Raw genomic sequence first — 25920 nt, 5'->3', positions numbered from 1 at the left:
ACTAAGGATAAAATTGAATACATGCGCATTTTAATAACCGGTGTGGGTGGTCCCACACCACGAAGTTTTGCTATAGCATTAAAGATGTATAGCCGGAAACAAAATTGGTATCTGGTGGGCACTGATACCAATCCGCTTTCGATCGGCCTTTATCAATCGCATTTATTTGATAAAACCTATCTGGTGCCAAAAGCTAATGATGAATTGTATTGGGATGCTATTCAAAAAATTATCAGGGACGAACAATTGGATTATGCCGTCATCCTGCCGGAGGCAGAGGTGTTGCAATGGAGCCAAAGACAGGAGAAGCATAACCTACCCGTAAAGGCACTTCTTCCGGATCGTTTGATTGCGGAGCTGCTTATTGACAAAGCCCGAATGACGGAGGCTTTAAAGCCATTAGAAGTTGTGCCTCTTTCTGTTGAATTTTCACGCGATCAAGTTAATTTCACTACCCTGTTTCAGCTTTTGCCTCCACCGTTTTGGGTACGCAGCAGTTCAGGCACCAGTGGCTTGGGTTCGTTAAAAATTGAAAGCGAGCAAGCGCTGCGCAACTGGATAACCATCAACCCAAATGTTAAGACATTTTTAGCCAGTGAATTTTTGTCAGGTAGAAACCTAGCATGTAAACTCCTCTATTTTGAAGGCCAGCTAGTGAGGGCCGCCTGTGCAGAACGGGTAAACTATATAATGGCAAAAGTGGCTCCATCAGGAATAACGGGAAATACCTCTTTCGGACGCCTACTTAATGAACCAAACCTTGTAAAGGTAGCACAGCAAGCAATGGATCATCTATTTAAAATTACATTTGCCAGGCCTCATGGGTTTTTTACAGTTGACTTTAAAGAAGATAGGTTAGGTAGACCTCTAATCACTGAAATCAATGTTCGACATGTAGCATTTACACAATGCCTTGCAGCAGCTGGAGCTAATTTTGCTGAAGATACTCTACAACTATTGAGTAACGATTTTACCTTCGACAATACGTTTAAGGTTTATGAATTTGAAAAAGATTTAATTTTCTTAAGAGATGTAGATTCTTTGCCGGTTATAATGAAAGAGTCTAGCCTAAAAAGGATTTAATGACTAAGGTTGTTAATTTACTGTGTAACCCTTTGGTAGTTTTTATCATTCTATTAATAGCAAGCATTGGTTTTTACTTACTTAAAAACATTAGGCTAGCCAAGTATTTTTTAGGTGGATCAATAGTATGGATTTTAGTTGCGGGTGCGTCCCCCGTTCCTCAATTGTTAATTTATGAACTAGAAAAACAATTTCCTGTCTTTGAGCAACGGCCAACTTTAAAACTGGTTAGCCCAATCAATATTTTAGTGTTGGGTAGTGGTAATTCTCAAGATATGGCACTTCCTCCTAGTATGCGTCTTTCATATGTAGCCTCTGCTCGGGTTGTTGAAGGTTTGAGGATATATCGACTAGTTAAAGAGAGCAGGTTTATTGGTAGTGGTAATTCCTTAAAAAAACAGACAACTATTGCAGAAGTTCACACCTTGGCTGCGTTGGAATTAGGCGTTAAGAAAAGTGACACGCTTCAGAATCGATCTCCAGCAAATACTGATGAAGAGATTCTTGCATATAAAAGACGTTTTGGAACGAAGGGAACACTTATTTTAGTGACTAACGCATATCATATGCCTCGTGCAGTCATGCTTTGTAAGAAACACGGAGTAAAAGTAATTCCGGCTCCTACCGGCTATTGGATTAAAAACGAACCTAATAGAAGCCTTTTTAATTTTTCCCCATCGCCTGAAAAGTTAGAGATGATGCACAGAGCACTCCATGAATACCTGGGATTAATACAGGTGTATTTTATGGACTAACATATCTGGATTTTTAAGGAAGGATTTCATCACATGTATTTCCTTCCGTGTATCAGCTTGCGGGTTAGTATCCAACCATTCAATTTTCAAATCAACTCATCACCACATTCTTTTACCAGCCAATGATTACATCGTTATTCCTACTTTCAAATCTTCACATCAGCACATCAGCACATCAACAAAAGCATAAACTTCCTACCTTTATCTCATGAAGCGCATTGCAGTATATGGAGCCGGTGGATTTGGCAAAGAGGTAAGAGGTATGCTCGACAGGCAGGGACTCGCTTTTGCCGGCTACATGGATGACTTTAAAGCACTTACTGAAGCAGCGGACTTAGCTAAAACGGATGATATACTTTTGGCTATTTCCGATCCAAAAATCCGTAAACAATTGATAGACAATTGGTCGCAAAGTGCAATGCCTTTTCAATCCTTGATTAGCGAAGATGTGTTTTTACATAGCACTGTGAAGTTGGGTAAGGGAATTATTCTTTGTCCTGGAGTGAAGCTCACTGTTGATATACAGATTGAGGATTTTGTAATCATCAATTTGAACAGTACCATCGGTCACGATGTAAAAATAGGCCGTTACAGTTCGCTTATGCCTTCGGTAAATATTTCCGGTAATGTAACGTTAGGAGAAGGTGTATTTGTAGGTACAGGCGCATCCATATTGCAGGGCATCAGCATTGGCGATTATGCAATAATAGGTGCTGGGGCTGTGGTAACAGCATCGATAGCGGCAGGAAAAACGGTAATGGGTGTACCGGCAAAAGAGAAAAAACTATGGTAGACTTTTTAAAGACGTACCGGCAAGCCCTGTTTTTTTTAGCGATGTTTTTAGGCTTATACCTGCTTCTGAATACATTGTATGGCTTCTACATTGAAGCCTACTATCCCATGGCCGACCCTCTCACCATCCTTGTCAGCCAGCAGGTTGGCACTTTATTGTCTTGGTTTTATGAAGACATAAGCCTTCAGGTGTTACCCGGACTTGCTTACGGCACACTTCAATATAAAGGACTTGAGGTAATCAATGTTTTTGAAGGATGTAATGGAGTGAATGTGATGATCGTTTACCTGGCCTTTCTCTTCGCTTTTTCAGGCAGACTCAAGAGTACACTCTTTTTTCTGTTCGCAGGGCTAGCCTTGCTTTATCTTGTTAATTTAGTGAGGGTGTTTTTATTGTTTCAGATATCACTCCATTTCCCACAACAACTGTACTTCTTTCACAAATATTTCTTTACCGGTATCCTCTACCTCTTTGTGTTTGCATTGTGGTTTGCCTGGGTAAAAAGGGTGAAGAAGGAAAAAACCACTGCGCATGCTGCCTAGCTATTCTCGGTTGGCATGGATGCTTCTGTCGTTCTTGGTGCTGGCAGGAGTCTACCTACTGCAGGATGCTTTCAGTCTGAATCAGAGTTTGGCCTTGGGACTTTCTGCAGAAACGGATTTTGTGTTAAAGAAGTTGATTCGCATTGTATTAAACGACACGGCAGCGTTAGTATTAATCTATGCCTGGTTTTACGATGCGAAAATAACACGCCTTGCATTTCTGTTACAGTTGGTGGACACGTTTATATTATTGCCTGTTTACCTGGTCTTGAAGTTATCAATAGAAGGAACAGCAGAAATATCTGTCCCTTTATTGTCACAGTTGCACAGACTCATTGTAAATCCTACGCTTATTATTTTATTGATACCCGCTATTTACTTTCAACGTATCATGTACAGTCAAAAATGAACGAACGTATTTACTTATCGTCTCCGCACATGGGAGGGCGTGAATTAGAATATGTGCAAGAAGCCTTTGCTACCAACTGGGTGGCTCCGGCCGGTCCACATCTAACAGCCTTTGAGCAAGGTCTTAGCGATTACTTGCATGGGTACGCAGTGGCGGCCCTTTCCTCGGGTACGGCCGCCATACACCTGGCGCTTATTATTCTAGGTGTTAAGCAAAACGATGAAGTGTTGTGTGCAAGCTTTACCTTCTCAGGATCGTGTAATCCCATTGCCTACCTGGGGGCAAAGCCAGTTTTTGTGGATTCAGAACCGGAAACCTGGAACATGGATCCTGCCCTGCTGGAAGAAGCCATTCAGGACCGTATCCATAAAATCGGTAAAAAGCCAAAGGCGATCATTGTGGTTCACCTGTACGGCATGCCGGCTAAAATGGATGAAATCATGGCTATTGCCAGACAACATGAAATTCCTGTGATTGAAGACGCTGCAGAAGCGCTGGGTGCTTTATACAAAGGGCAAAAATGTGGCACCTTTGGTGATTTTGGTATCCTTTCCTTTAATGGCAACAAGATCATCACTACGTCAGGCGGAGGGGCGTTGGTATCAAAAAACAGTGAATGGATAGAAAAAGCCAGGTTTTTAGCTACCCAGGCTCGGGATTCGGCTCCACACTACCAGCATTCAGAGATCGGGTACAATTATAGGCTCAGTAATATTTGTGCCGGCATTGGCCGGGGGCAACTGGAGGTGTTGGAGCAAAGGGTCCATCGTAGAAGAGAGATTTTTGCTTTCTACCGTCAACATCTTGAGAAAGCAGGTATTAATTTTCAGCCTGAGCAGGAGGGAAGCTATGCCAACCGCTGGTTGACCTGCGTGCTCTTGGAGGAGAAAAGCAGAAATGAGAAAGTGCGTTTGGCGCTTGAAAAAGTGAATATAGAGACCCGTCCCTTGTGGAAATCCATGCACCTTCAGCCTGTATTTGCGAAGGCTCCGGCCTACGAAAATGGATTTTCTGCTGACTTATTTTCGAAAGGATTGTGCTTACCCTCTGGAAGTAATCTAACAACAAAGGACTTAGAATTCGTCATCAGAGAGTTTAGAGATGCCTTGGACTAGTGGGTTACTTAACCGCCTTTTTTAGCATAAATCCTGATAGAAAATGTTACCTTTACTGTCTGTAAATATTGGCTTATGAGAAGTTTCCTATTGATTATCACTTTGTGCGTTTTGGTAAGCCAAAGCTTTGCCCAAAACCGGTATAGATCAAGAGCAAGTGGCGATTGGAACAATCCGGCAACGTGGCAGGTAGAGGCTTTGCCTAATGGCTCTAACCTTTGGTCTAATGCCACTACTTCCCCAGATTTCTCTGCTAGCAATATAAGTCTAAGACCAACCCACATAATTACCATTTCAACGCCAATAACTTTGGATCAAACCGGTTTAAATAGCGGTGCAGTCCTTATTGTTAATGATGGTGTCTCGGTTACGATAAATGATGGCGCTGGCACCGATTTATTAATTTTTAGTGGTGCATCTCTTCATTTACTTGGAGAATCTCACTTACAGGGCTTAGGTTCAGTGTTTTTAGGTGGCGATTTATATTCATATTCCACTAACCCTACTGGAGCGATTACAGCCGGAATAGCAGCAACAGGTAATTTAAGAACAACTGGTCGTACATGGACTTCTTCGACAGTGATTCACTATGAAGGAAATGGTAAACAATTCATTGGATCAGGGCATCCTTCAACTACGGGTGTTACAACAATAATTAATAACAGTTTTGGGGTTGAGGTAAATAATACAGCTTCAACATCCTTAGTTATGAATGGTAACCTATCAATCTTATCTGGTCAATTATTAGTTATTCAAGATAACTTAAATATGGGTTCAGGGACAACAATTACAATAAATGGAGGATCCTTAGATTTTCTTAATACTTCGAGCTCGAGGGTGCATACTATTAGAAACCTAACACTTTTATCCGGATCTATGACCACAAGCACATTAAATGGGAACAGCGGATTAAGCTTATTCGTTTATGGGGATATTAACTTACAAGGAGGTCAGTATAGCATGGTAAGCAATGTGGCTAATAACGGTTTGGTGATTTATGGTGACATTAGCGGAACGTCACTGATTACAAGTTCCGGGAATTTTAACTCTGTCAATATATATGGTTCTGGAATTCTCTCTGCTCCATTCCCATTTTCTACTAACTCCACCATACGCCAACTAACAATCAATAGATCTGGTTCTGTTTTAATAATACCAAACCAAATAACTTTCAGAAATGTCACATTATTAAATGGGTCAATTGATTGTAATGCTGATCAAATTATACAGGGTTCATTGGAAATGGCCTCAGGGACATCTTTAGACTTTTCAGATTTAAGTATCCAGATTGGTTCTGCTATTAATAATACCCAAACAGGTGGACTACTTGTATCGAATTCCAACAGCGTTTTAACACTAAATGGAGGAACTACGAATAGCAGTACGCTTAATTTTGATCCAGGAAGTGTCTTAAATACACTGATTGTAAACCGTTTTGGTACAGTTAATTTTGGAAGCCCAATATTAATTACTAATCGATTGGATTTATTGGATGGTACTTTAAGCAACACGGGTGGATCTTTATCTTTTTCAAATGGAGTTTTGTTTACGAGGAATTCACAAGCAAGTTTTACGGGTAATGCACCTACTGGTGGTCCTTATAACCTTATTTATACTGGAACTAATTTAACAGCGGGTCAGGAAGCTTTAGGTACTATTAATAACCTTACATCTAATTTAAGTAGCACCTTAACCTTAAGTAGTGCATTAAGCATACAAGGTGCTTTAACAGTCAACTCAGGATTCTTCACAGCAGGGAGTAATGCCATCAGCGCTACTTCTCTTTCTAACACCGGCACCTTTAACGCACCAAGCTCCACGCTGACACTCTCCGGTGACCTATCGTCTTCAGGAACTTTTAACTTGGGGACAGCTGATCTAGTTTTAACAGGTACTGCTAACCAAAGCATCAGCACTATTAATGTAAACCAGTTTAATGATATTACCCTTACCAAAACTGCGGGCACAGTTAGTATGAATAGCAGTCAGAGCTTACGCGGGGTCTTAACAGTTTCGAATGGTGCAACCTTTGATGCAGATGGTGTTACTAACACATCAATCTTTACACTCCTATCTATTGGCGATACTTCTGGATCAGATGCAAGCATTGCTCAATTAGGGGCTGGAGCTTCAGTAGTTGGAAATGTTTCCGTACAACGCCTTTGGGGTGCCGAAGATAATGACTTCCGATACATCTCATCCCCGGTAACGAACGGGACAGTGCAACAGCTTCGAGATGCTGGAATCTTTATCAATGGTTACCCGGGCACAGATTTCCCTTGTGGAGGACTTTGTAATAATGATAACGCTAACTTAAGCTCGTATAATGAATCAATAGCTGGGGCATTCAATAATGGTTACACTGGTTACCCAGGCCCTTCTGGCGATGCCTCTGCAATACTGTTGCCCGGAATAGGATATAACCTTTTTATGTGGGATGGAACTTCTCCTACCTTATGGACTGCGACAGGAACGATCAATCAGGGAAGTATACCACTGACGGTAACACATACTGTCTCATCACCAGTACAACCTACAGCTGATGGTTGGAACCTTGTGGGGAACCCTTATCCTTCTTCCATTGTATGGGATGAAGATCCAAGTCATTGGACAACCGATCCTGGCATTGATCCTGTAATTTGGTTGTATGATGAGGTAGCAGAGTTGTGGCGCTCATACAATCGCGAAACGCAAACAGGTAGTGGATTTGATGGTACTATTGCAACTGGCCAGGCTTTCTGGGTTTATGCAGACAACAGTCAACAAAACCACACCATGATTATACATGAGGGTGCAAAAACATCTATAAGTGGCAATTACTACAGAAAGGCCAGCCCTGAAGTACCAGTGTTGACTGTTTCACTCAAACAAAATGATATTGTTGATGAGGCTTATATCCTTGAAAAAAATGGAAGGCATTCGCTTAAGATGAGCTCAGGAAAAGAACGGATGTCTCTAGCTATTCAAGGAGCAGACGATTCGAAATTAGCTTATTATATAACAGACCGGACAGAAAATGAGATTCCACTTTCTGTTGAAGTAAGAGATGCAGGCTTGTATAGCTTGAGCTTTTCTTCAAACGTTTCACAATCGTATTTTCTTGTAGATAAGATGAATAACATGGTAGTTCCTGCCTCTCAGGAATATGTTTTTGCAATCTCAACTGCTAATACTAAAATGAAAGATCGCTTTTTCTTAACAACCACACCAATGATGAGCAGTCTGGAGCCTGAAAAAATTAGTATCGCTGTTTTCCCTAATCCGGTTGAGGAGGAATTGACTGTAGAAGTAGCCGATGAAAATGTAGTAAGTATGCATTTACTAACTGTTACGGGAGAAGTTGTTAAGGCGGGTAAAGTAATACAGGCAGACGGTATCAGTAAAAGCCAATTTGACGTTAGTGCCATGCCTACTGGTATTTACATGGTTAGAGTGGAGAACTCGAATAAGACCGTTACAGTACATAAGATTATTAAGCGTTAATTGTAAACTATACTTTTTATGAAGGCATCTGCCCTTAAGAATATTTTAATCTTGCTTTTTATTATTGTGCTTCCTGTGATATTAGAAGCTCAGCCAGGGGGCGGTGGATCTCCCGGTGATAATAATGTGCCCATTACAGGTATTGAGTGGATATTGGGTGCGGGGGCGTTATTAGGTGCTCGAAAAATGTATGCATTACACAAATCTTCGTCTAAAGACAACTAAAAGGTCTTGCTGAATTTCTTCCTTCTTGTAAAAAAACTAACCGTCTTGCCAAGGTGGGTCATCGTACTTCTTGACCTGTTGGTAGTCATTACGTCTGCAACGTTAGCATATGCCTTGCGTTTCAACTTTCAAATTCATGAAATGTTGGCGTTTAAAATCGAGACTGGTATTATTTTATTGGCTATAGCTGGTTTATTAGCTTCCTTTATCACTAAAAGTTATTCAGGAATTGTCAGGTACACAGGCATTGATGACGCCATTCGTATTTTCTACACCTCATTCTTAACGGTGGTCATATCAATTTCTGTAAATCTAACTTATTACTACAATGCTGGCTTAAACCTTATTCCATATTCAGTTATTATCATTTCCTTCTTCGTATCCTTTTTATTTTTAGTTTACTATAGGCTTTTAGTTAAAAGTGTCTTCTCCTATGTAAGAAATGACCTCGCGAAAAAAAACAATGTTGTAATTTTTGGTGCAGGCCAGATTGGTATGTTGGCCAAGCAGGCGCTCGATGCTGAAGCAAGGGGTAAGTCTAAAGTTGCAGCTTTTTTTGAAGACGATTACAACAAAGCAGGAAAGGCAATATCGGGAATTCCAATTTACAAATCAGCTGATCTTTCAGTTAGAATTGATCAGTTGGATATTGCCGAAGTAATTATAGCCGTTAAGCATCTGACTACCGAAAGAAAAGATGAGATCGTAGAACTTTGTATTTCAAAAAAGGTCAAAGTACGCATGGTGCCCTCTTTTGATAAATGGGTTAAGGGCGAGTTCCAGGCAGGCCAGATTAAGGAGGTAAACATTGAAGATCTTTTAGGTCGTGACTCTATTCAGTTAGACAATACCAATTTGCTACAAGCAATTAAAGGGCGTGTCATCTGTGTTACAGGTGCCTCTGGTTCCATTGGTAGCGAATTAGCAAGACAGTTAATTCACTATCAACCTAAACAACTTGTCTTAGTTGATCAGGCGGAATCTCCACTCTATGAATTGGAGCGTGAGCTTATGAATATCAAGAGTCCTTGTCGGATTAGTTTCCACCTAATGGATATTACCAATAACGAGCGTATGCGCGCTTTATTCAGAGATTATAAACTGGAATGGGTTTTTCACGCAGCAGCGTATAAGCATGTTCCTGTTATGGAGAGCAATCCCGCAGAAGCAGTGAGCTGTAATATTTTGGGGACTAAGTTACTTGCTGATTTAAGCGTTGAGTTTGGTGTAACCAAGTTTGTAATGATCTCTACCGATAAGGCAGTGAATCCTACAAGCATAATGGGTTGCTCTAAACGTATTGCAGAAATTTACGTCCAATCTTTAAACAACCATTTACAGGTGCTTGGAGGAAGCCATACCATGTTTGTAACCACCCGGTTTGGTAATGTGTTGGGCTCTAATGGTTCGGTTATTCCAATTTTCAAAAAGCAAATTGAAGCGGGGGGGCCAATCACGGTTACACATCCGGAAGTGACTCGCTTTTTCATGACCATACCAGAGGCTTGCCGTTTGGTACTGGAAGCAGGTACTATTGGCCATGGGGGAGAAATATTTATTTTCGATATGGGCAAGTCTGTAAAGATTTATGACCTCGCAAAAAAAATGGTTCTTTTATCAGGACTCGATATAGGTAAAGACATAGATATAGTGTTTACCGGATTACGCGATGGTGAAAAGCTATATGAAGAATTGCTAAGCAGTAATGAAGACACCCTGCCAACGCACCATCCCAAAATATTAAAGGCAAGGGTTCGTGAATATGAGTTCACACATGTCAATAGCATGATTGAATTACTTGGTGATTTAATCACCGATGCAAACGAACTTAAAATGGTTACTTTAATGAAAGATCTGGTACCTGAGTACAAGAGTAACTACTCTAAATTCGAAATTCTTGACAGACACTAGAAAGGGTAACCAATTCCAATGTTGTAGATAACAGGTTCCCTGTTAGTACCAAAAGGCCCAAAAAATTTCAAGTTATCCAATACAAATCTTTCTACCTTATCACGGGCAGGATCATACACTTTAATACCGGCATCTAATCTCAGTATTAGAAAAGAAAAGTCAAAACGCACGCCAAAGCCGGTGCCCACACCAATCTCTTTGTAAAATCTATCAAACGCAAACTTAGATGTTCCTTGTATTTCGTCTGGAGTTTTTCGCTCAACCCTTGTCCATACATTACCTGCATCTACAAACACAGCACCACTAATGAAGCCAAAAAGTTTCTGTCTTAATTCAATGCTTCCCTCCAATAAAATTTCTGCAGGTTGTTCAATTTGATAATTAAAGAGGCCGTCTTTGTCCGGATCAGCCGATAAGACGGGTTTGAATGATCCTGGTCCAAGCCTGCGTGGTCGCCAGGCACGAATACTATTACTTCCTCCTGCAAAAAAGAATTTTTCATAAGGAAGACTTTTGTCCTTATTAAAAGAATAAGCCATACCTCCGTTAAATCGCTTGGCAACTACAAGGTGTTTATTCAAGACTGTTATTCTACGCATGTCAACATTTAATCTCACATACTTAAAATAAGCAAGTCCCTGATCTACCAATGGCTGTGGATCTATCAAGTTAAAGATATTACCACCTGTTTCTACAGAAGTGCGAAGAAAGTTTGAGCTTCGCTCAGCATTGCCATAGTTATCCGGATTCCAGGTAAAGCTGAAAAGTATACTGCTTACAAAGGATGGTTTAAATGAATTAGATAAGCTTCGATTGCCCAATTGATCTTGTAAATCTAAAAATTCCTGGAACTCCGGAAGAATGATTTTTGAGTTGATGATACTCAAATTAGCAATAGACAATGAGTAGTAGCTATTTTGTTTGTTTTGCCAATTATAGGTGGCTGATAGGTTAGATGCACTTCTTCTGTATTCTGGTCTGTCGGTGTAAGCAAAACCTGTGGTAATCCTGGTTTTTGGGTTGAAACGGGCAGCCTTATTTTGTGTTTTCTCACTCAGTGGCCAAATAAATTGAGGAAATGTTAATGATGCGTTTATACTGGCCTCTTGACTCGCTAATACTTTTATGGGGTTAGAAGTAGAAGCAACTCCCTCAATACCAATTCGGGCATTCAAGTCAAAGTTCTCTAAACCCCTGAAAATATTACGCTTTTTAAAGTTAAGGTTGTAGAAGGGGCCAGGGTAACCTTGTGTTACGTTTACCCCAATTTCGTTGGACCATTCGTATCGGTCTAAAGGACTTGTAAAAATATTGGCAATGAATAATCCACCTGAAGTATCATAGTTTATGTTTACAAATTTAAAAGCATCCAGGTTGGCGAGTTGTCTTTGTGTATTGAGGGTATTGTTACGACTGTATGTATTGTTTTGATTAACAAAAACACGTTGTCCCAAGATTTTAAAACTGTATTCTTTTTGCCAATAAGTGTAGTTAACGTTTCTATACTTACTGTATTGTCTTTTTCTATTGAGTGGGTTAGGTGCATTAATATTAAAATTAACTGAGTCAACAAAAAACTGTTTATGATGAACGCGATATGCAGGATCGCGAATAATTAAAACCACGCTTACCTTTCTATTGCTGAGGTAACTTGTATCAATCTCAAATTCTATATACTGTCTGCTAAAATCATAATAACCATTGTCTTTCAACAGTAAATCGATGCGCTCTCTTTCTTTAGAGAAATTATCATCAATGTATCGCTCACCTCTCTTCAAATAGCTTGCACCATTATTCTTAACTAATAATGCATTAACAGTTGAATCACTTATTTGGTAATGAATAGAGTCAATTTTGTAAGGCTCCCCAGGATTGACACGATAGGTAACGTTTACAACTTTTTGAATAGTGATAGATCGGGCACTTACCGTATTTGTAAAGTACCCCTGACTGAAAAGGTAGGCGTTAAACTTGGATTTACTTTCCTCGACCTTTAAACTATCAAACACCGCGACAGGTTCCCCCCATTGCATGATTGTATTACCATTTTCTAAACGGTTATTGAATTTCTCGGTTTTTTTCTGTTTACGAAATTGAAGATTAGCAATCTTGCGTACCCTGTTAGTTGCCTTAATCTTATTGTCAAACTTAAGTTCAACAGCCTTTTTTTTCCGATTTAGCTTGGCCGTATCATACCGTCTTTCACCAAGGTAATAAATACCAACAAGAGGGGCTATTGGCAGGTTTAAAAACTTTCTATTAGGCTCTTGTGCATAAAGGTTATTCAGGTCATCGCTATTAATGCTTTTAGGGGCCACAATGGCCTGTCTATACAGGAGCTTCTCATTTTCTTTAAGGTGCTTGATCCCCAGACAGCCACTTAGGAAAAGGCTCGTTAAAAAAAATGGGATATATTTGGTGACCTTATTTCTCAAGCTGATATGCTTACAAAATCGACAATTAAATTCATTAAATCGCTGCAAGAAAAGAAATATCGTAAACAGGAGCAATGCTTTATTGTTGAAGGAGGAAAGAGTGTTTTAGAAGTACTCGCATCCGACTTTGAGCTACGTATAATTCTAGGTACAGAGACCTTTATCCAAGACCTTCCAACAATTAAAGACGGTACAGAACTTTATGTGGTTAAGCCCGATCTTTTAAGCACTTTGGGTGATTTTAAAACAAATGATGCAGCACTTGCCGTAGTGCAAATGAAGAAATGGGATACAGTTACTATAGCTCAAGACAATTTCACCCTGGTTTTAGATGACATCAGGGATCCAGGTAACTTGGGTACTATTATTAGAACGGCAGATTGGTATGGTATTACGCAAATTCTAGCTTCGGAAGAAACTGTAGACTTTTATAATACGAAAGTGATAAACGCAACCAAGGGTTCTTTCACGCGTGTCAATGTCTTTTACACTGATTTAACTGAAGTGCTTGCGGCAAATACGCTTCCTGTATATGGTGCTTTTTTAGATGGTCAGAATGTCCATCAAACTTCTTTTCCTAAAGCCGGTTTATTAATTATCGGCAATGAGTCAAATGGCATTTCTAAAGAACTTAGTCAAAAGGTTACACATCCTATAACCATTCCAAAACTGGGTCTGGCAGAGTCTTTGAATGCAGCCATTGCCACTGCCATTCTATTAGATAATATTAAGCGTTAGAATAAACCATCACTTTTGGCGGCTGCCTCCTCTGCAAGCTTGTCGGCATCATCCTTACCTAAATATTTATCTATCAAATAGTGAGCAAGGTAGATAAGGGGTGTAAGGGCAATGGCAATAAAGAACTTGTATATGTAATTATTAAACCCCACAGATGCAACCTGTTTAATTTCCCAATTGCCAAAAACAAAAAAGGCAATAAACAAAACTACAAAGCTGTCGATTAACTGCGATACCAGAGTTGACCCGGTAGCTCTTAACCAAACAAATTTGCTGCCTGTAAGCTTTCTCAGTTTATGAAAAACAAAAACATCTAAAAGCTGACCGATTAAAAAAGCAGTAAGCGATCCTATAATAATGCCAAGTCCTTGCCTGAAAATAGTTTGAAAAGCGTAATTGATATTAAAGGGATTTCCATCATTGTCCTTGCTGTTAATGTCCATCCAAAAATCGGCTGGTGGCAAAAGGGTAGTAACATAAATTACTATAAAAGCATAGCTTATTAGAATAGCAGTGAGGTATGAAATGCGTTTAACTCCTTCTTTACCAAAGTACTCATTTATAATATCTGTTGTAATAAAAACGAATGGCCAGAGCACAACACCAGCTGTAAGATTAAAGTCCAGTTTAAAGCCAAGAATACTGATGTTTGCAGACTGTAGGCCAAGTGTAGTTTCTGCGGAAAAAATTTTCACACCAATCATTTCTGCCACCAGGGCGTTTGTCAGAAATATTCCACACAATACAATGAAAAGCAGGTTGCGTTTTTGTACAGCTGATTTCTTCATCTTATTCTTCTAATGAAAAGTTTTGTCCTTCAGTAGCCAATACTGTATTCTTAAAAATAGTTTTTGCTTCTTCTTCTATTACTATCAAATCTTTATAGCGAGCCGAGAAATGCCCAAGTGCAAGCTTTTTCACTCCTGCCAGCTGTGCAATTTGTGCAGCTTCCAGTGCCGTACTGTGCATTGTTTCTTTTGCTTTTAGTTTATCATCTTCAATAAACGTAGCCTCATGGTAGAGCAGATCTACATCTTTTATGAGGGGAATAAGCTTAGGCTCGTAAGCTGTATCGGAACAGTAGGCATAGCTGCGGCTGTGCTTTGCCGTTAATGTTAGGTCTTCATTTTTATAAAGTACTTTGCCATCTTCCTCAATTACATCATCTCCCATTTTTAAAGCCGCTATTTGTTGTAATAACAGACCGTCAGGCAAACGGTTTTTGTTTAACCGTCTTGCTTTTGGTTTTTCCCGGAATAAAAATCCGGAACAGGTTAGTTTGTGTGTTAAAGGGATGCTTTCTACTTGCAAATGCTCATCTTCAAATAGAATCTCATGCTTATCTTTTGTAAGCGTGTGGAAAATAATGGAGTAGTTAAGTACGGATTTAGAGTGACGTAATTGTACTGTAATGATTTCATCTAAGCCCGCATGGCTATATAAATGGAGTTCAGTGGTTCTTTTCTGCAAATGAAGTGTGAGAAGGAGTCCCATCAAACCCAGATAATGATCCCCATGTAAGTGACTGATAAATATATGGTTAATGCGATGCACATTTAGCTCATATCTTCTTAGCTGCATTTGAGTTCCTTCGCCACAATCAACCAGGAAATACCGGTTTTGTATTTCAATAAATTGTGAGGAAGGAAAACGTCCGTAAGCAGGAAGTGCACCGCTTGAGCCTAGTATGGTTATGGAAAACGACAAATTCAGAATTTATAAGTAACAAAAAAGCCCCGACAAGCAGGGCTTTAAAATGGCTGGAGAATTTTAACTCCCTTGTTTTAAATCTTTTTCTATTTCATGCATGTACACTGCATCAATGGCTTCTTCAACGGTTGGTAAAATATTCAAAACCGTATCCAATTGCGATATTTTGATCAATTTCATGGTGTGTTCCGATAGTGAAGCTAAAATAAAAATTCCACCATCTTCCTGCATAATACGGTTGCCCACAAGTAAAGCACTCAGCCCCGATGAATCTGTGTACTTTACTTCTGTAAGATCCAGAATCACATTATGTATTCCTTCAGCATGGAGGGTAATTAGCTCTGATTTTAATTGGGGAGCAACGCTTGAATCCAATTTTTCTTCATGCAGGCGAAGTGAGGCGTATTTTTCTTGTTTGTCGATTGTATACTTCATGACTTAATTAACACTAGGCTGTAAGTTAAGCGATTTTATTGAATTGAGGATGCTCTTTTCTATCCTTTCAATCACTTGATCATAATCAACAGGGCCAAGTGATTCACCCGTAACGTGTAAATAAAGCTCTTTATATCGGTTAGAAATAGAGGTTACAATAGCTTCACTCATCTCAGGTACTTGTTGACCATCTTTACCCTGAAAACCATTTTCGATAAGCCACTGGCGTACAAACTCTTTGGAAAGCTGTTTCTGTGCTTCACCATTATTTTGCCTTTCTTCATATCCTTCTTTATAAAAATACCGGGATGAATCAGGGGTGTGTACCTCATCTATCAAGTAGATTTTACCTTTGTGCTTACCAAATTCGTATTTAGTGTCAACTAGAATAAGACCTCGTTTTGCTGCCAGTTCTGTGCCCCGCTGGTAAAGTTTTAGGGTATAATCTTCTAATACCTCATAATCAGCCTGACTTACTATTCCACGCTCCAATATAGCCTCCCTGGATATATCCTCGTCATGGCCGACCTGTGCCTTGGTTGTAGGCGTAATAATAGGGTAGGGAAGCTTGTCATTTTCTTTTAGTCCTTCCGGAAGGGTAACACCACACAACGTGCGCCTACCGGCTTTATATTCGCGCCACGCATGTCCTGCCAGATAACCTCTCACTACCATTTCAACTGCAAAAGCTTCGCAGGTAAAGCCAATGGTAACGTTAGGATCCGGACTACTGATTACCCAGTTGGGTACTATGTCTTTGGTAGCCTGAAGGTTATATGCCGCAATTTGATTAAGGACCCGACCTTTATCAGGAATGGCTTTGGGTAAAATAACATCAAAAGCCGAAATGCGGTCGCTTGCAACCATAGCCATGTATTCTCCAAAAAAGTATACATCACGTACTTTGCCTTTATAAAAACCAGTTTGTCCTGGAAAATTGAATGTTGTTTCTCTTATGGCCTTCATGAATTTTACTCCTGGGTTTCTACCAGGATTCCGGCCTTAAAATTAAAGGTTCTGATCAAATTTCCCTGCTCATCAAACTCTTTCCACACTTTATGTTTTCGGGCTGCTATATATTCGCCTTGTTCTTTGATTTTTCCATTTGGATGGTAGGCAGTGAACAGACCATGTAAACGATTTGATTTGTATTCACCAGTACTCTGAAGCTTCCCGTTTTCATAAAACATTTTAAAAGGGCCTGCCAATAGCCCGAATTTATAAATGTCTTCATTGGCTACTTTGCCATTAGGGTGATAGGTAACATGGTCACCGTGTAGCTTACCATTTTCAAAAAGCTGTTTTTCTTTAATGGTCTTTCCATCTTCGAAATAGAAAATCCACTTGCCATGTGGGGTTTCATTAACATATTCTTTTACCCAAACCGCCTTGCCTTCTTTGGTAAACTCTTCAACAGTTCTGTTACGGCCATTGAGTGCTACGCTTTCTTTTGTTTTAATTTGTTCATTTTCGTGGTATACAAAGCCATTGCCAATTCGCTTGCCCTCGAAGTATTTAAACTTATGCTGCAATTTTCCATTGGGGTGGTATCCATAATTATCGCCATGTAACTGGCCTGCCATAAAGTAACCCATGGTAGTTAGGCGTCCTTCTCGATCAAAGCTTTTGTATTCTCCATTTTTGGCTCCGGCTTCCATGGTGTACTGAAATTCCATTTGGCCATTAGGATAGTAGGTTTTATAGAAATCCACTACGATGCCATCTTTACAATTGAAGGCTGTTTCTGGTTTGCCATCAGGATAAAAGGTGCGTGTTAGTCCGTTAGGCTTTCCGTTTTTGTATAGAATCTCTTTGCTGACAGTTTTGTCAGGGTAATACTCAAGTACAAGACCATCTGGTTTTCCCTTCTTAAAAATGGTTTCACTTTTGAGTTCACCATTATCATGAAAGGTTCTGACACTATCAACTAGTCTGTCGTTTTGGTAGTAGGCTCGCTGTACCTGAAGACCATTGGCATCGAAGATTTCTACAGGCCCTTGTCTTAAACCATTCTCATAAGTGAGTATGCGGGAAGGTTTACCGTTAGGATAATATTCTACAAAGGTGCCGGATTTTCTACCTTCAATAAACTCTCCTTCGAGGGCCAGTTTACCATCTGGATAGAATTTTTTGTATCTACCTATAATTGACTCATTATCTGCTATGGATACAAAGTAGTTTTCTTGTACTTGCTTTCTACCGCCATCGTAATACGTTTTAACCTCGCGCTGAGCAAAACTAGTATGGGTTATTAGGCAGAGGATAGAAAGGAGGAAAAACCGGTTAGTCATATGACGAGGTTTAAGCTAAGCTAAAATAAAGATAGCCTTGCAATTAACGCAAGGCTATCCAAAATATTGCTAGAAAAATCGATTAGAGGCTCTCTATAACGATGGCAGACGCGCCACCACCTCCATTGCAGATACCAGCTACACCTATTGAAGCGCTGTTTTGTTTCAATACCTGAATAAGGGAAGCTGTAATACGGGCACCTGAGGCACCTAGCGGGTGACCTAAAGCAACAGCACCACCATTAATATTTACGCGCTCAGGGTCTAAGCCAAGTTTAATGTTATTAGCGATAGCAACTGCGGAGAAGGCTTCATTAATCTCGTAGTAATCAACATCTTTTTGTTCCACACCAGCCAATTTAAGCGCCTTAGGAATAGCCAACGATGGTGCTGTAGTAAACCACATCGGATCTTGTGCGGCATCAGCAAAGCCTCTTATTTTCGCGATTGGTTTTAGGCCAAGTTCTTCTGCTTTTTTCTTGCTTACCAGGAGTAGTGCAGAGGCACCATCATTCAAGGTTGAAGCATTAGCGGCAGTAACAGTTCCTTCTTTGGAAAAGGCTGGTTTTAGTCCGGCCATTTTATCAAAGTTTACATTTTTGAACTCTTCATCTTCTGCGAAAATGGTTTTGTTGCCTTTACGGTCAACAATCTCCACACTAACAATTTCATCTTTGAACTTACCTGCAGCCCAACTAGCAGCAGAACGTTTGTAAGAGTTAATGGCGTAAGTGTCCTGATCCTGACGGGAGATGTTCATCTCTTTCGCAGTGTTATCTGCACAAACGCCCATAGCACAATGGTTGTACACATCTGTCAAGCCATCAAACTGAAGTCCATCGACTAATTCACCATTACCATATTTATAACCGGTACGCGCTTTTAAAAGGTAAAACGGGATATTACTCATGCTTTCCATACCACCTGCTAAAACAACATCGTTATGACCTAACATAATGGATTGCGCACCAAGCATAACAGCTTTCATACCTGAAGCGCAAACCTTGTTAACCAAAGTACAGGGGATATCAAAGCCTAATCCGGCAGCTACCGCAACCTGAGTGGCAGGTGCCTGACCTAAACCAGCTGAAATAACATTGCCAACAAAAACCTCCTGAATCAATTTCTTATCGATACCGGATTTTTCAAGGGCGCCTTTAAAGGCGATACCACCCAATTGAACTGCAGTGAGTGATGATAGACTACCTAAAAAGCTGCCGATCGGTGTGCGGACAGCTGAAACGATATATACTTCTTGCATGATTAAATAATTTCCGTAAACGATTTAGTGGGTCAAAAATAGGAAATTCAAGCCATCTTCATTGCCCATAATAGAATAATTGGTGAAGTTTAGAGGGGTGGACAATGCCAAGCCCTACCAATCGGGTTTGCCTTTTTCTTTGGGTTTCGTGGCCTTGCGCTTGTTTTGTTGCAGGTACTGAACCTCTTGATTTTTCATGGCCTCCAACAACATTTTAGCCTTCTCTTCGCTGATTTTCATTTGTTGCAATTTCTCGCTAACAGAAGGTGGGGTTTCTTTTTTCTCCTCGCTAGGCTTTTCAGAATCCTTTTGTTGTTCATCTTTCTTTTGCTCCTCGTCTTTCTTTTCTTCCTTACTCTTTTCGTCTTTATTTTCAGATTTTTTTTGATCTTCTTTTTTCTCTTGCTCGCTCTTCTCTTTGTCTTTTTTGTTCTGTTCCTCTTTCTTCTCTTCGTTTTTATTTTTTTGTTGATCGTTTTGCTTTGGATCTTGTTTTTGTTGCTCCTCTTGTTTTTTCTTCTCCTCTAACTTCTTTTTCAACATCTCATAATTATAGCGAGCATCCATATTATTAGGATCGGCTTTAATGGCTTGTTTAAAGTTATTAAGTGCTTCTTCAAATTTGCCCTGCTGATTATTTATAATGCCAAGTTGTTGATTGGCTTTTGATCGTATTGTCTTATCGAGACTGGCTGTAGCTTCCTGATAAGTAGAAATGGCCTGAGCACTATCGTTTAACTGATAATAAGCATGTGCTAGGTTTAATTTTATTTCATCTTCATTTACCAGGAGCGAGTCTTTCAGCATCTGGTACTTACTGACTGCTGTTTGATAGTCACCTGAATTAAAAGCTTTTCTGGCCTCCGATTTAAGGGTATTAATTTTACTGATTTTACCAGGGTCGGTATACACTATTAGTGATAAGATGGCAAATATCAGCACTTTCATATCCTGATCGTTCTAATATTAACCAAAACATCTAAAACGAGCAGTAACAAAGCTGCTGCTAAAAAGTAATAATACTTATTAGACGAAGTATCAACAAAACGGGCATCTCTGAATTCACCTTCAATTTTACTTATTGAATTAATCATACGCGCCACATCATTTTTGTTTTCGTTGATTTCAAAATATTGTCCTCCGGTTTTGTTAGCTAAATCTTTTAACGCTTCAGGTTTGAGTTTTGTTGTAACAACATTTCCTGAGCGATCCATTTTAAGACCATTACCGGAATAAATGTTTCCTCCTTCTTGAGTACCTACCCCAAGTGTAAATAGCTTAACACCTTTATCCTCAATAAGAGAATTTACCTCTTGAGTATCCTCACCGAAATCTTCACCATCACTGATTAACACAATAATTTTAGATTTAGTTTGTGCTAATGGTGCTTTGTCATCTTCTAGTTTTTTTAATGCCATACGTAGGGGAGGAGCAAAATCGGTTCCGCCTCCAGGCACCAAACTTGAATTCATGGTTTCAATAAAAAGGTTCAGTGCATTTTGGTCGAAGGTGAGAGGGCACTGCATGAAGGCTTCTGAAGAAAAAATAATAATACCTATTCTGTCCGAGTTGAATGCCTGTACAATGCGTTTTAATTCAAACTTGATCTTTTCAATACGGGTAGGTTGTATGTCGAAAGCATCCATCGATTTGGACAGATCAACACAAATCATGATGTCTTTGCCTACAGATTTAACTTCTTTTTTGGCTGAGCCGAAAGAAGGCCCCAACAACGAAATAATAAGCAGTGCGAAGATTGCGCAACGTAATGTGAACTTATAGAAAGCTGATGAGAAATTGGTATTAAGTTGCTTCGCTACTCGTTTAAGTTTGACTAAGTATATGCCGTAGAAGACAAAAAAGGTAATAATCAGACTAATTTCAAGTAAACCAAATGTATGATACCAGAGCACAGGCTAGTAGGGAATAACTTATCTGCGCTTGTATGCGCCTTTTCTCACTTTGTACATACCACCTTTAGTACGGCTGCTTTTAGAGCCTTTTCTTTTGGTGTTATAAAGCTTTTTGCTTGCGCCAAATTTTGTAGGTACATAAAATTGCAACTTAGCTGTTACAATAAAGTATGAATCATCAGTTTCAGGATTACCTCTTCTATCAGGGTTTGCGGGATCAAATGTATAATCACCATCAGGATTAAACTCACCTCTTCTGTCAGCAAGTTTGGCTGATAGACCATCTACACCACCAAGTAGTGTTGCAGGATCAACATAATTGAAGGAGCTAACATCATCAAGATGATCTGTAAAGGTTTTTCTTAAGACACCTTCTAAAGCAAAGTTGATAAAAGGGTTGATTTTAACAGTTACTCCAAAGCCCATTGGAATGACGAACTGTATTTTGCTGTATTCAACACCTTCTGTTTGAAGAGGCTGTAATGCTACTATATCACCTTGATATCTAGTCTTTGGATTAAAGTACAGAAGCCCGACACCGCCTAAACCATAAAAATTATAAGGTCTGCGTTTAGCGTAAGTTCCTTCATCTGCGAAAATCCTTACTGAACCGGTAAAATCTATTTCGAAATTATTAGAGAAAAAACTCAGATTTCTACTTCTGCGAGAAGCATCAGCTATTGCATCACTACCCGATAGTTGAAACCAAGTAGCATCTAATCTGGCTGAGATTCTCGGAAGAATGAGATACTCGGCACCTGCATAAATATTAGGTCTTACTTTACCAATTGAATTTGGATTAACAAGCTCACCATAGTATTTGGTAACACCTGTCCCCCCGCTAAGAATAAGATTACGATCCCTTCTCACAGAATAAAAACTCTGTGAGAAACCAAAGAATGGTACTGCAAGTAAAATCGTTAAAGTTATCGTTACTATTTTCTGCATATCTGCATTTTCCGACTTACAATATAGGAAAAAAATAGTCTGAATTAACAGACTATTTTAAAACATCCTTGACTTTCTGTGCAGCATCCTTCAAAACGATTGCTGAGTATACTTTAAGGCCCGATTGTTCAATTATTTTAGCTCCCTCTTCAGCATTTGTGCCTTGTAAGCGTACAATAATGGGTACTCGAATATCGCCAATTTTCTTGTAAGCTTCAACCACGCCATTTGCTACACGGTCGCATCGAACAATACCCCCAAAAATATTGATCAAAATAGCTTTTACATTCGGGTCCTTCAAGATTATACGGAAACCAGCCTCAACAGTTTCAGCATTTGCTCCACCCCCTACGTCAAGGAAGTTGGCAGGTTCACCACCAGATAACTTAATAATATCCATTGTTGCCATAGCTAAACCAGCACCATTCACCATACAGCCAACGTTACCGTCTAACTTTACATAGTTAAGACCTGATTTACCAGCCTCAACTTCTAATGGATCTTCCTCAGAAATGTCTCTTAGTTCAGCTAAATCTTTATGACGGTACAAAGCATTGTCGTCAAGATCAACTTTTGCATCTACTGCCAAAATCTTATTGTCTGAAGTCCTTAATAAAGGATTAATCTCAAACATTGAAGCATCCAAACCTAAATAGGCATTGTAAAGTGAATTAATAAATTTAACACCCTCTTTGAAAGCGTTACCTTCCCAGCCCATGGCAAATGCAATTTTTCTTGCCTGGAATGGCTGTAAACCTAAATGGGGGTCAATCCATTCTTTAATAATTTTTTCAGGATGATTTTCAGCAACCTCTTCAATGTTCATACCACCTTCAGTAGATGCCATGATTACTGGCGATCCGGTAGCACGATCGAGCAAAATGCTCATATAATACTCTTTTGGCTCATTTTCTCCAGGATAATATACATCCTCAGCAATAAGCACCTTATTTACTTTTTTTCCTTCAGCTCCAGTTTGTATAGTTACCAAGGTTCCTCCCAGAATCGCTTTCACTTTTTCAGGAACTTCTGCAATACCTTTAGCAAGGACTACACCCTTTGAGCCTGTTTCTTTTACCGATCCCTTTCCTCTGCCACCGGCATGGATTTGCGACTTTATAACAAACCATTTTGTGCCCGTTTCGGCTTGTAATTCTTTGGCTGCATTGACAGCTGCGTCTGGTGTATCTGCTACAATACCACGCTGAACTGCCACTCCGTACTTCTTGAGAATTTCTTTACCCTGATATTCGTGAATGTTCATGCATTTTTAATTTGAAGCGAAACTAGTTTATTTCAGATTCTAATTCAAATAATATGCTGAAAGCCGAAGGTCTAAAAAAATCGTATGGAACACTGCAAGTGCTAAAAGGTATTGACCTTCAGGTAAATAAGGGCGAAATAGTCGCTATTGTCGGTGCTTCTGGAGCAGGAAAGAGTACGCTACTTCATTTACTGGGTACGCTGGATAAGCCAGATTCTGGACAATTGTTGATGAATAATGAAAATGTTTTTGTGAAAAATGCTGCTGATTTAGCACGATTTAGGAATAATGCAATAGGCTTTGTTTTTCAATTTCATAATCTCTTACCCGAATTCTCTGCTTTGGAAAATGTAATGATGCCAGGCTTTATTGGTGGAAAAGCCGAACCTGATTTGAAAAAACGTGCAAACGAATTGTTGAAAATATTAGGCTTGTCGCAAAGAGCTGAACACAAACCTTCTGAAATGTCGGGTGGTGAGCAGCAAAGAACTGCAGTGGCTAGAGCGCTAATCAATGCGCCATCTATTATTCTTGCAGATGAGCCTAGCGGAAACCTGGATTCGAAAACAGCGCTTGAACTACATCAGCTTTTCTTTAAGCTGAGAAAGGAGCTTGATCAAACTTTTATCATTGTAACACACAATGCCGAACTTGCTGGAATGGCCGATCGTAAGATTGAGTTAGCTGATGGTCTGGTTAAGCTGTAATTAAATTCTGTGCTTCTTCTGGTATTTATTTTGTGCTTTCATGCCATGCTTAGTCACTTTATTGGTATGGCCATAGCTATGACACTGAAAGCTTTCAAGGCTGCACGATGATAGAATAAATAAAGCTGCAATGAAGAGGAGGGCTGATTTTTTCATGAGTCTTTGTTTTTGTTATAACAAAGGTCTATCCATTTGATTTACAATTAATTTCAATAGCCACCTCTACAAGATTCACGTAAGGGCTTGGTCATTTTAATACCTTTTTTAGGATTTAAACTAAAAAAATGACGCAGATAAACTTTTAAGCACAATTCAATAGGGAGATAAATCAGTTCAAGATAAAAATAGAAAGATTGGTTATATCTAGCTTGTAATCAACATATTACAAAATGCCTTAATAATAAGGTGACATCATAAATGTGATGAATCAATTAAAATCTTACATAGTAAAGGCAACCAGAATTTGGAATAGCTTTTAACCAACTTTCGAACTTTTTGGAGTTTTTTAGTCGATTTTGACGTTAAACTGATTAAAAGATTGCCAGTTGTCGATTAGTGATGATGAAGTAACTCTTGATTAGACTCCTCAACCTCAACAAGGCCCTTATCGTTGATGGAAGTAAGACGAACCTTACGTAGTTCATTGATCAGCATCGGATCGTATTTGGCGCTCACACGAATATAATTCTCAGTGAAGCCATGCATCATGCCATTCTCTACATCGTTTTCAAACAGCACGGTGAAATCATTCCCAAGATTATCCTCATAAAACTTTCTACGTTTTTTATCAGATAAAATGTGAAGCATTTTAGAGCGCTCAGCTCTTTTACTTTGTGGCACGCTGTCTTCCATTTCAGTGGCTAATGTGTTTTCCCTTTCGGAATAGGTAAACACATGCAGATAGGAGATATCCAATTCATTTAAGAATTGATAAGTCTCCTTAAAATCTTCATCTGTTTCTCCAGGAAAACCAACGATGACATCTACACCAATGCAGCAATGGGGCATAAGCGTTTTAATCTTCTCTACTCTGCTGATATAAAGCTCGCGCAAATACCTTCTGCGCATAAGCCTCAGAATTTTGTTCGAACCTGACTGTAATGGTATATGAAAGTGTGGGACAAAGCGTTTGGACTCCGCAACGAAGCCAATAATCTCATCAGATAAAAGGTTTGGTTCAATGGAAGATATTCTGAAACGCTCAATACCTTCGACTTCGTCAAGGGCTTTTACTAAATCAGCAAAGCGCTCAACCCGAATTCCATTTTGTATTCCGAAATCTCCCGTGTTTACACCAGTTAATACAATTTCTCTAACTTCCGTTTGCGCTATTTCCTGAGCGATTTTAATTATGTTTTCAATACTATCACTTCTACTATTGCCCCTGGCCAATGGAATGGTACAGAAAGCACAAGAGTAGTCGCAACCATCTTGCACTTTTAAGAAAGTTCTAGTTCGATCGTTAATAGAATAGGAGGTATTGAATTTATTGGCAGCCTCAATATCAGATGCATGGACAGCTGTTTCGGGTTTTCGCACAAAGCCATCGAGTAATTCTACTAATCTGAATTTTTCGGCAGCACCCAACACAGCATCAACACCAGGTATACTGGCAATTTCCTGCGGCTTTAATTGTGCATAACAACCAATGATGGCAACATATGCATCTGGTGAAATGGCGCGGGCTTCACGAACAATTTTGTGACACTTTTTATCAGCATTTTCGGTAACCGAACAGGTGTTGATAATAAAAATGTCGGGCTTGTCGGAAAAATCAACTTTAGCATACCCCTTTTCCTCGAACATTCGAGAAATGGTGGAGGTCTCTGAGTAGTTGAGTTTGCAACCTAATGTGTAAAAAGCTACTTTTTTCATGCTTAAGCTGCAAAGATAAGCATCCTG

The 25920-nt window shown here is 39.5% G+C and carries 24 protein-coding genes; 11 read left to right on the top strand and 13 right to left on the bottom strand.

What is annotated here, in order from left to right:
- Positions 1–21 precede the first annotated feature (21 nt).
- The 9 genes from SanaruYs_RS20290 to SanaruYs_RS04025 all read left to right on the top strand — a co-directional run bounded on the left by SanaruYs_RS20290 (position 22) and on the right by SanaruYs_RS04025 (position 10316).
- Complete coding sequence (locus tag SanaruYs_RS20290) at positions 22–1083, top strand: ATP-grasp domain-containing protein (protein ID WP_246011835.1); 1062 nt, start codon at positions 22–24, stop codon at positions 1081–1083.
- Positions 1083–1838, top strand: coding sequence for a YdcF family protein (locus SanaruYs_RS04060; RefSeq protein ID WP_127121207.1), 756 nt, complete (start codon positions 1083–1085; stop codon positions 1836–1838). The genes SanaruYs_RS20290 and SanaruYs_RS04060 overlap by 1 nt, the downstream gene beginning before the upstream one ends.
- Before the next feature lie 208 nt (positions 1839–2046).
- Complete coding sequence (locus SanaruYs_RS04055; protein WP_127121206.1) at positions 2047–2631, top strand: acetyltransferase; 585 nt, start codon at positions 2047–2049, stop codon at positions 2629–2631.
- Entirely contained in the window at positions 2625–3173 is a 549-nt protein-coding gene (gene xrtF / locus SanaruYs_RS04050) for an exosortase family protein XrtF (RefSeq protein WP_127121205.1), read from the top strand. The genes SanaruYs_RS04055 and xrtF overlap by 7 nt, the downstream gene beginning before the upstream one ends.
- Positions 3163–3582, top strand: coding sequence for an exosortase F system-associated membrane protein (locus SanaruYs_RS04045; RefSeq protein ID WP_127121204.1), 420 nt, complete (start codon positions 3163–3165; stop codon positions 3580–3582). Before xrtF ends, SanaruYs_RS04045 begins: the two co-directional genes overlap by 11 nt.
- Positions 3579–4697, top strand: a complete 1119-nt coding sequence (locus SanaruYs_RS04040) for a DegT/DnrJ/EryC1/StrS family aminotransferase (protein WP_127121203.1) — start codon at positions 3579–3581, stop codon at positions 4695–4697. The genes SanaruYs_RS04045 and SanaruYs_RS04040 overlap by 4 nt, the downstream gene beginning before the upstream one ends.
- Positions 4698–4772: 75 nt before the next feature.
- The gene (locus SanaruYs_RS04035) at positions 4773–8180 is read left to right on the top strand and encodes a T9SS type A sorting domain-containing protein (protein WP_127121202.1); all 3408 of its coding nucleotides are present in this window, start codon (positions 4773–4775) and stop codon (positions 8178–8180) included.
- An 18-nt stretch (positions 8181–8198) separates the two neighbouring features.
- Positions 8199–8405 carry a hypothetical protein gene (locus tag SanaruYs_RS04030; protein ID WP_127121201.1) on the top strand — a complete coding sequence of 69 codons (207 nt, stop codon included), beginning with the start codon at positions 8199–8201 and terminating at the stop codon, positions 8403–8405.
- 141 nt (positions 8406–8546) lie between these two features.
- Positions 8547–10316, top strand: coding sequence for a polysaccharide biosynthesis protein (locus SanaruYs_RS04025; RefSeq protein ID WP_246011834.1), 1770 nt, complete (start codon positions 8547–8549; stop codon positions 10314–10316).
- On the opposite strand, the gene tamL is transcribed toward SanaruYs_RS04025, so the two are convergent.
- Entirely contained in the window at positions 10313–12751 is a 2439-nt protein-coding gene (tamL, locus tag SanaruYs_RS04020; protein ID WP_441547605.1) for a translocation and assembly module lipoprotein TamL, read from the bottom strand. The genes SanaruYs_RS04025 and tamL overlap by 4 nt on opposite strands.
- 6 nt (positions 12752–12757) lie before the next feature.
- On the opposite strand from tamL, the gene SanaruYs_RS04015 reads away from it, so the two are divergent.
- Positions 12758–13489 (top strand): TrmH family RNA methyltransferase, encoded by a 732-nt coding sequence (locus SanaruYs_RS04015; protein WP_127121198.1) that lies wholly within the window; start codon positions 12758–12760, stop codon positions 13487–13489.
- On the opposite strand, the gene SanaruYs_RS04010 is transcribed toward SanaruYs_RS04015, so the two are convergent.
- The 10 genes from SanaruYs_RS04010 to sucC form a co-directional block, all read right to left on the bottom strand.
- Positions 13486–14277 carry a queuosine precursor transporter gene (locus tag SanaruYs_RS04010; RefSeq protein ID WP_127121197.1) on the bottom strand — a complete coding sequence of 264 codons (792 nt, stop codon included), beginning with the start codon at positions 14275–14277 and terminating at the stop codon, positions 13486–13488. The two genes, SanaruYs_RS04015 and SanaruYs_RS04010, sit on opposite strands and share 4 nt — an antisense overlap.
- 1 nt (position 14278) lies before the next feature.
- The gene (locus SanaruYs_RS04005; protein ID WP_127121196.1) at positions 14279–15196 is read right to left on the bottom strand and encodes a ribonuclease Z; all 918 of its coding nucleotides are present in this window, start codon (positions 15194–15196) and stop codon (positions 14279–14281) included.
- 63 nt (positions 15197–15259) lie between these two features.
- Positions 15260–15634: an STAS domain-containing protein gene (locus SanaruYs_RS04000; RefSeq protein WP_127121195.1), complete on the bottom strand. Its 375-nt coding sequence runs from the start codon at positions 15632–15634 to the stop codon at positions 15260–15262.
- Positions 15635–15637: 3 nt separating this feature from the next.
- Entirely contained in the window at positions 15638–16600 is a 963-nt protein-coding gene (locus SanaruYs_RS03995; protein ID WP_127121194.1) for a phosphoribosylaminoimidazolesuccinocarboxamide synthase, read from the bottom strand.
- A gap of 5 nt (positions 16601–16605) precedes the next feature.
- On the bottom strand, positions 16606–17925 hold the full coding sequence (locus SanaruYs_RS03990; protein WP_127121193.1) for a toxin-antitoxin system YwqK family antitoxin: 1320 nt from the start codon (positions 17923–17925) through the stop codon (positions 16606–16608).
- Between the two features lie 82 nt (positions 17926–18007).
- Positions 18008–19186 (bottom strand): acetyl-CoA C-acyltransferase, encoded by a 1179-nt coding sequence (locus tag SanaruYs_RS03985; protein WP_127121192.1) that lies wholly within the window; start codon positions 19184–19186, stop codon positions 18008–18010.
- Positions 19187–19300: 114 nt separating this feature from the next.
- Complete coding sequence (locus SanaruYs_RS03980; protein ID WP_127121191.1) at positions 19301–20134, bottom strand: tetratricopeptide repeat protein; 834 nt, start codon at positions 20132–20134, stop codon at positions 19301–19303.
- Entirely contained in the window at positions 20131–21099 is a 969-nt protein-coding gene (locus tag SanaruYs_RS03975; protein WP_127121190.1) for a vWA domain-containing protein, read from the bottom strand. The genes SanaruYs_RS03980 and SanaruYs_RS03975 overlap by 4 nt, the downstream gene beginning before the upstream one ends.
- 18 nt (positions 21100–21117) lie before the next feature.
- The gene (locus tag SanaruYs_RS03970) at positions 21118–22047 is read right to left on the bottom strand and encodes a hypothetical protein (RefSeq protein ID WP_127121189.1); all 930 of its coding nucleotides are present in this window, start codon (positions 22045–22047) and stop codon (positions 21118–21120) included.
- Positions 22048–22099: 52 nt separating this feature from the next.
- Positions 22100–23311, bottom strand: coding sequence for an ADP-forming succinate--CoA ligase subunit beta (sucC, locus tag SanaruYs_RS03965; RefSeq protein ID WP_127121188.1), 1212 nt, complete (start codon positions 23309–23311; stop codon positions 22100–22102).
- Positions 23312–23364: 53 nt separating this feature from the next.
- Between sucC and SanaruYs_RS03960 the strand changes: the two genes are divergently transcribed.
- Positions 23365–24018, top strand: coding sequence for an ABC transporter ATP-binding protein (locus SanaruYs_RS03960; RefSeq protein WP_127121187.1), 654 nt, complete (start codon positions 23365–23367; stop codon positions 24016–24018).
- Here SanaruYs_RS03960 and SanaruYs_RS20055 read toward each other — a convergent pair whose 3' ends face one another.
- Complete coding sequence (locus tag SanaruYs_RS20055) at positions 24019–24174, bottom strand: hypothetical protein (protein WP_160118576.1); 156 nt, start codon at positions 24172–24174, stop codon at positions 24019–24021. It abuts the gene before it with no gap.
- Positions 24175–24570: 396 nt separating this feature from the next.
- Positions 24571–25893 (bottom strand): tRNA (N(6)-L-threonylcarbamoyladenosine(37)-C(2))-methylthiotransferase MtaB, encoded by a 1323-nt coding sequence (gene mtaB / locus SanaruYs_RS03955; RefSeq protein ID WP_127121186.1) that lies wholly within the window; start codon positions 25891–25893, stop codon positions 24571–24573.
- Positions 25894–25920 lie beyond the last annotated feature (27 nt).

Source organism: Chryseotalea sanaruensis, from assembly GCF_003990915.1.
In the GTDB taxonomy this organism is placed as follows: Bacteria; Bacteroidota; Bacteroidia; order Cytophagales; family Cyclobacteriaceae; genus Chryseotalea; species Chryseotalea sanaruensis.
This window is presented reverse-complemented; position numbering and strand designations above follow the sequence as displayed.

What these genes read in the sequence shown, in the direction of transcription:
- sucC (WP_127121188.1), bottom strand. Translation starts at nt 23,311, where the DNA reads ATGAACATTCACGAATATCAGGGTAAAGAAATTCTCAAGAAGTACGGA.
- SanaruYs_RS03960 (WP_127121187.1), top strand. Translation starts at nt 23,365, where the DNA reads ATGCTGAAAGCCGAAGGTCTAAAAAAATCGTATGGAACACTGCAAGTG.
- SanaruYs_RS04045 (WP_127121204.1), top strand. Translation starts at nt 3,163, where the DNA reads ATGCTGCCTAGCTATTCTCGGTTGGCATGGATGCTTCTGTCGTTCTTG.
- xrtF (WP_127121205.1), top strand. Translation starts at nt 2,625, where the DNA reads ATGGTAGACTTTTTAAAGACGTACCGGCAAGCCCTGTTTTTTTTAGCG.
- SanaruYs_RS04000 (WP_127121195.1), bottom strand. Translation starts at nt 15,634, where the DNA reads ATGAAGTATACAATCGACAAACAAGAAAAATACGCCTCACTTCGCCTG.
- SanaruYs_RS03980 (WP_127121191.1), bottom strand. Translation starts at nt 20,134, where the DNA reads ATGAAAGTGCTGATATTTGCCATCTTATCACTAATAGTGTATACCGAC.
- SanaruYs_RS04035 (WP_127121202.1), top strand. Translation starts at nt 4,773, where the DNA reads ATGAGAAGTTTCCTATTGATTATCACTTTGTGCGTTTTGGTAAGCCAA.
- SanaruYs_RS04040 (WP_127121203.1), top strand. Translation starts at nt 3,579, where the DNA reads ATGAACGAACGTATTTACTTATCGTCTCCGCACATGGGAGGGCGTGAA.
- SanaruYs_RS03995 (WP_127121194.1), bottom strand. Translation starts at nt 16,600, where the DNA reads ATGAAGGCCATAAGAGAAACAACATTCAATTTTCCAGGACAAACTGGT.
- SanaruYs_RS04055 (WP_127121206.1), top strand. Translation starts at nt 2,047, where the DNA reads ATGAAGCGCATTGCAGTATATGGAGCCGGTGGATTTGGCAAAGAGGTA.
- mtaB (WP_127121186.1), bottom strand. Translation starts at nt 25,893, where the DNA reads ATGAAAAAAGTAGCTTTTTACACATTAGGTTGCAAACTCAACTACTCA.
- SanaruYs_RS04060 (WP_127121207.1), top strand. Translation starts at nt 1,083, where the DNA reads ATGACTAAGGTTGTTAATTTACTGTGTAACCCTTTGGTAGTTTTTATC.
- SanaruYs_RS03970 (WP_127121189.1), bottom strand. Translation starts at nt 22,047, where the DNA reads ATGCAGAAAATAGTAACGATAACTTTAACGATTTTACTTGCAGTACCA.
- SanaruYs_RS04025 (WP_246011834.1), top strand. Translation starts at nt 8,547, where the DNA reads ATGTTGGCGTTTAAAATCGAGACTGGTATTATTTTATTGGCTATAGCT.
- SanaruYs_RS04010 (WP_127121197.1), bottom strand. Translation starts at nt 14,277, where the DNA reads ATGAAGAAATCAGCTGTACAAAAACGCAACCTGCTTTTCATTGTATTG.
- SanaruYs_RS03990 (WP_127121193.1), bottom strand. Translation starts at nt 17,925, where the DNA reads ATGACTAACCGGTTTTTCCTCCTTTCTATCCTCTGCCTAATAACCCAT.
- SanaruYs_RS20290 (WP_246011835.1), top strand. Translation starts at nt 22, where the DNA reads ATGCGCATTTTAATAACCGGTGTGGGTGGTCCCACACCACGAAGTTTT.
- SanaruYs_RS04015 (WP_127121198.1), top strand. Translation starts at nt 12,758, where the DNA reads ATGCTTACAAAATCGACAATTAAATTCATTAAATCGCTGCAAGAAAAG.
- SanaruYs_RS20055 (WP_160118576.1), bottom strand. Translation starts at nt 24,174, where the DNA reads ATGAAAAAATCAGCCCTCCTCTTCATTGCAGCTTTATTTATTCTATCA.
- SanaruYs_RS03985 (WP_127121192.1), bottom strand. Translation starts at nt 19,186, where the DNA reads ATGCAAGAAGTATATATCGTTTCAGCTGTCCGCACACCGATCGGCAGC.
- SanaruYs_RS04030 (WP_127121201.1), top strand. Translation starts at nt 8,199, where the DNA reads ATGAAGGCATCTGCCCTTAAGAATATTTTAATCTTGCTTTTTATTATT.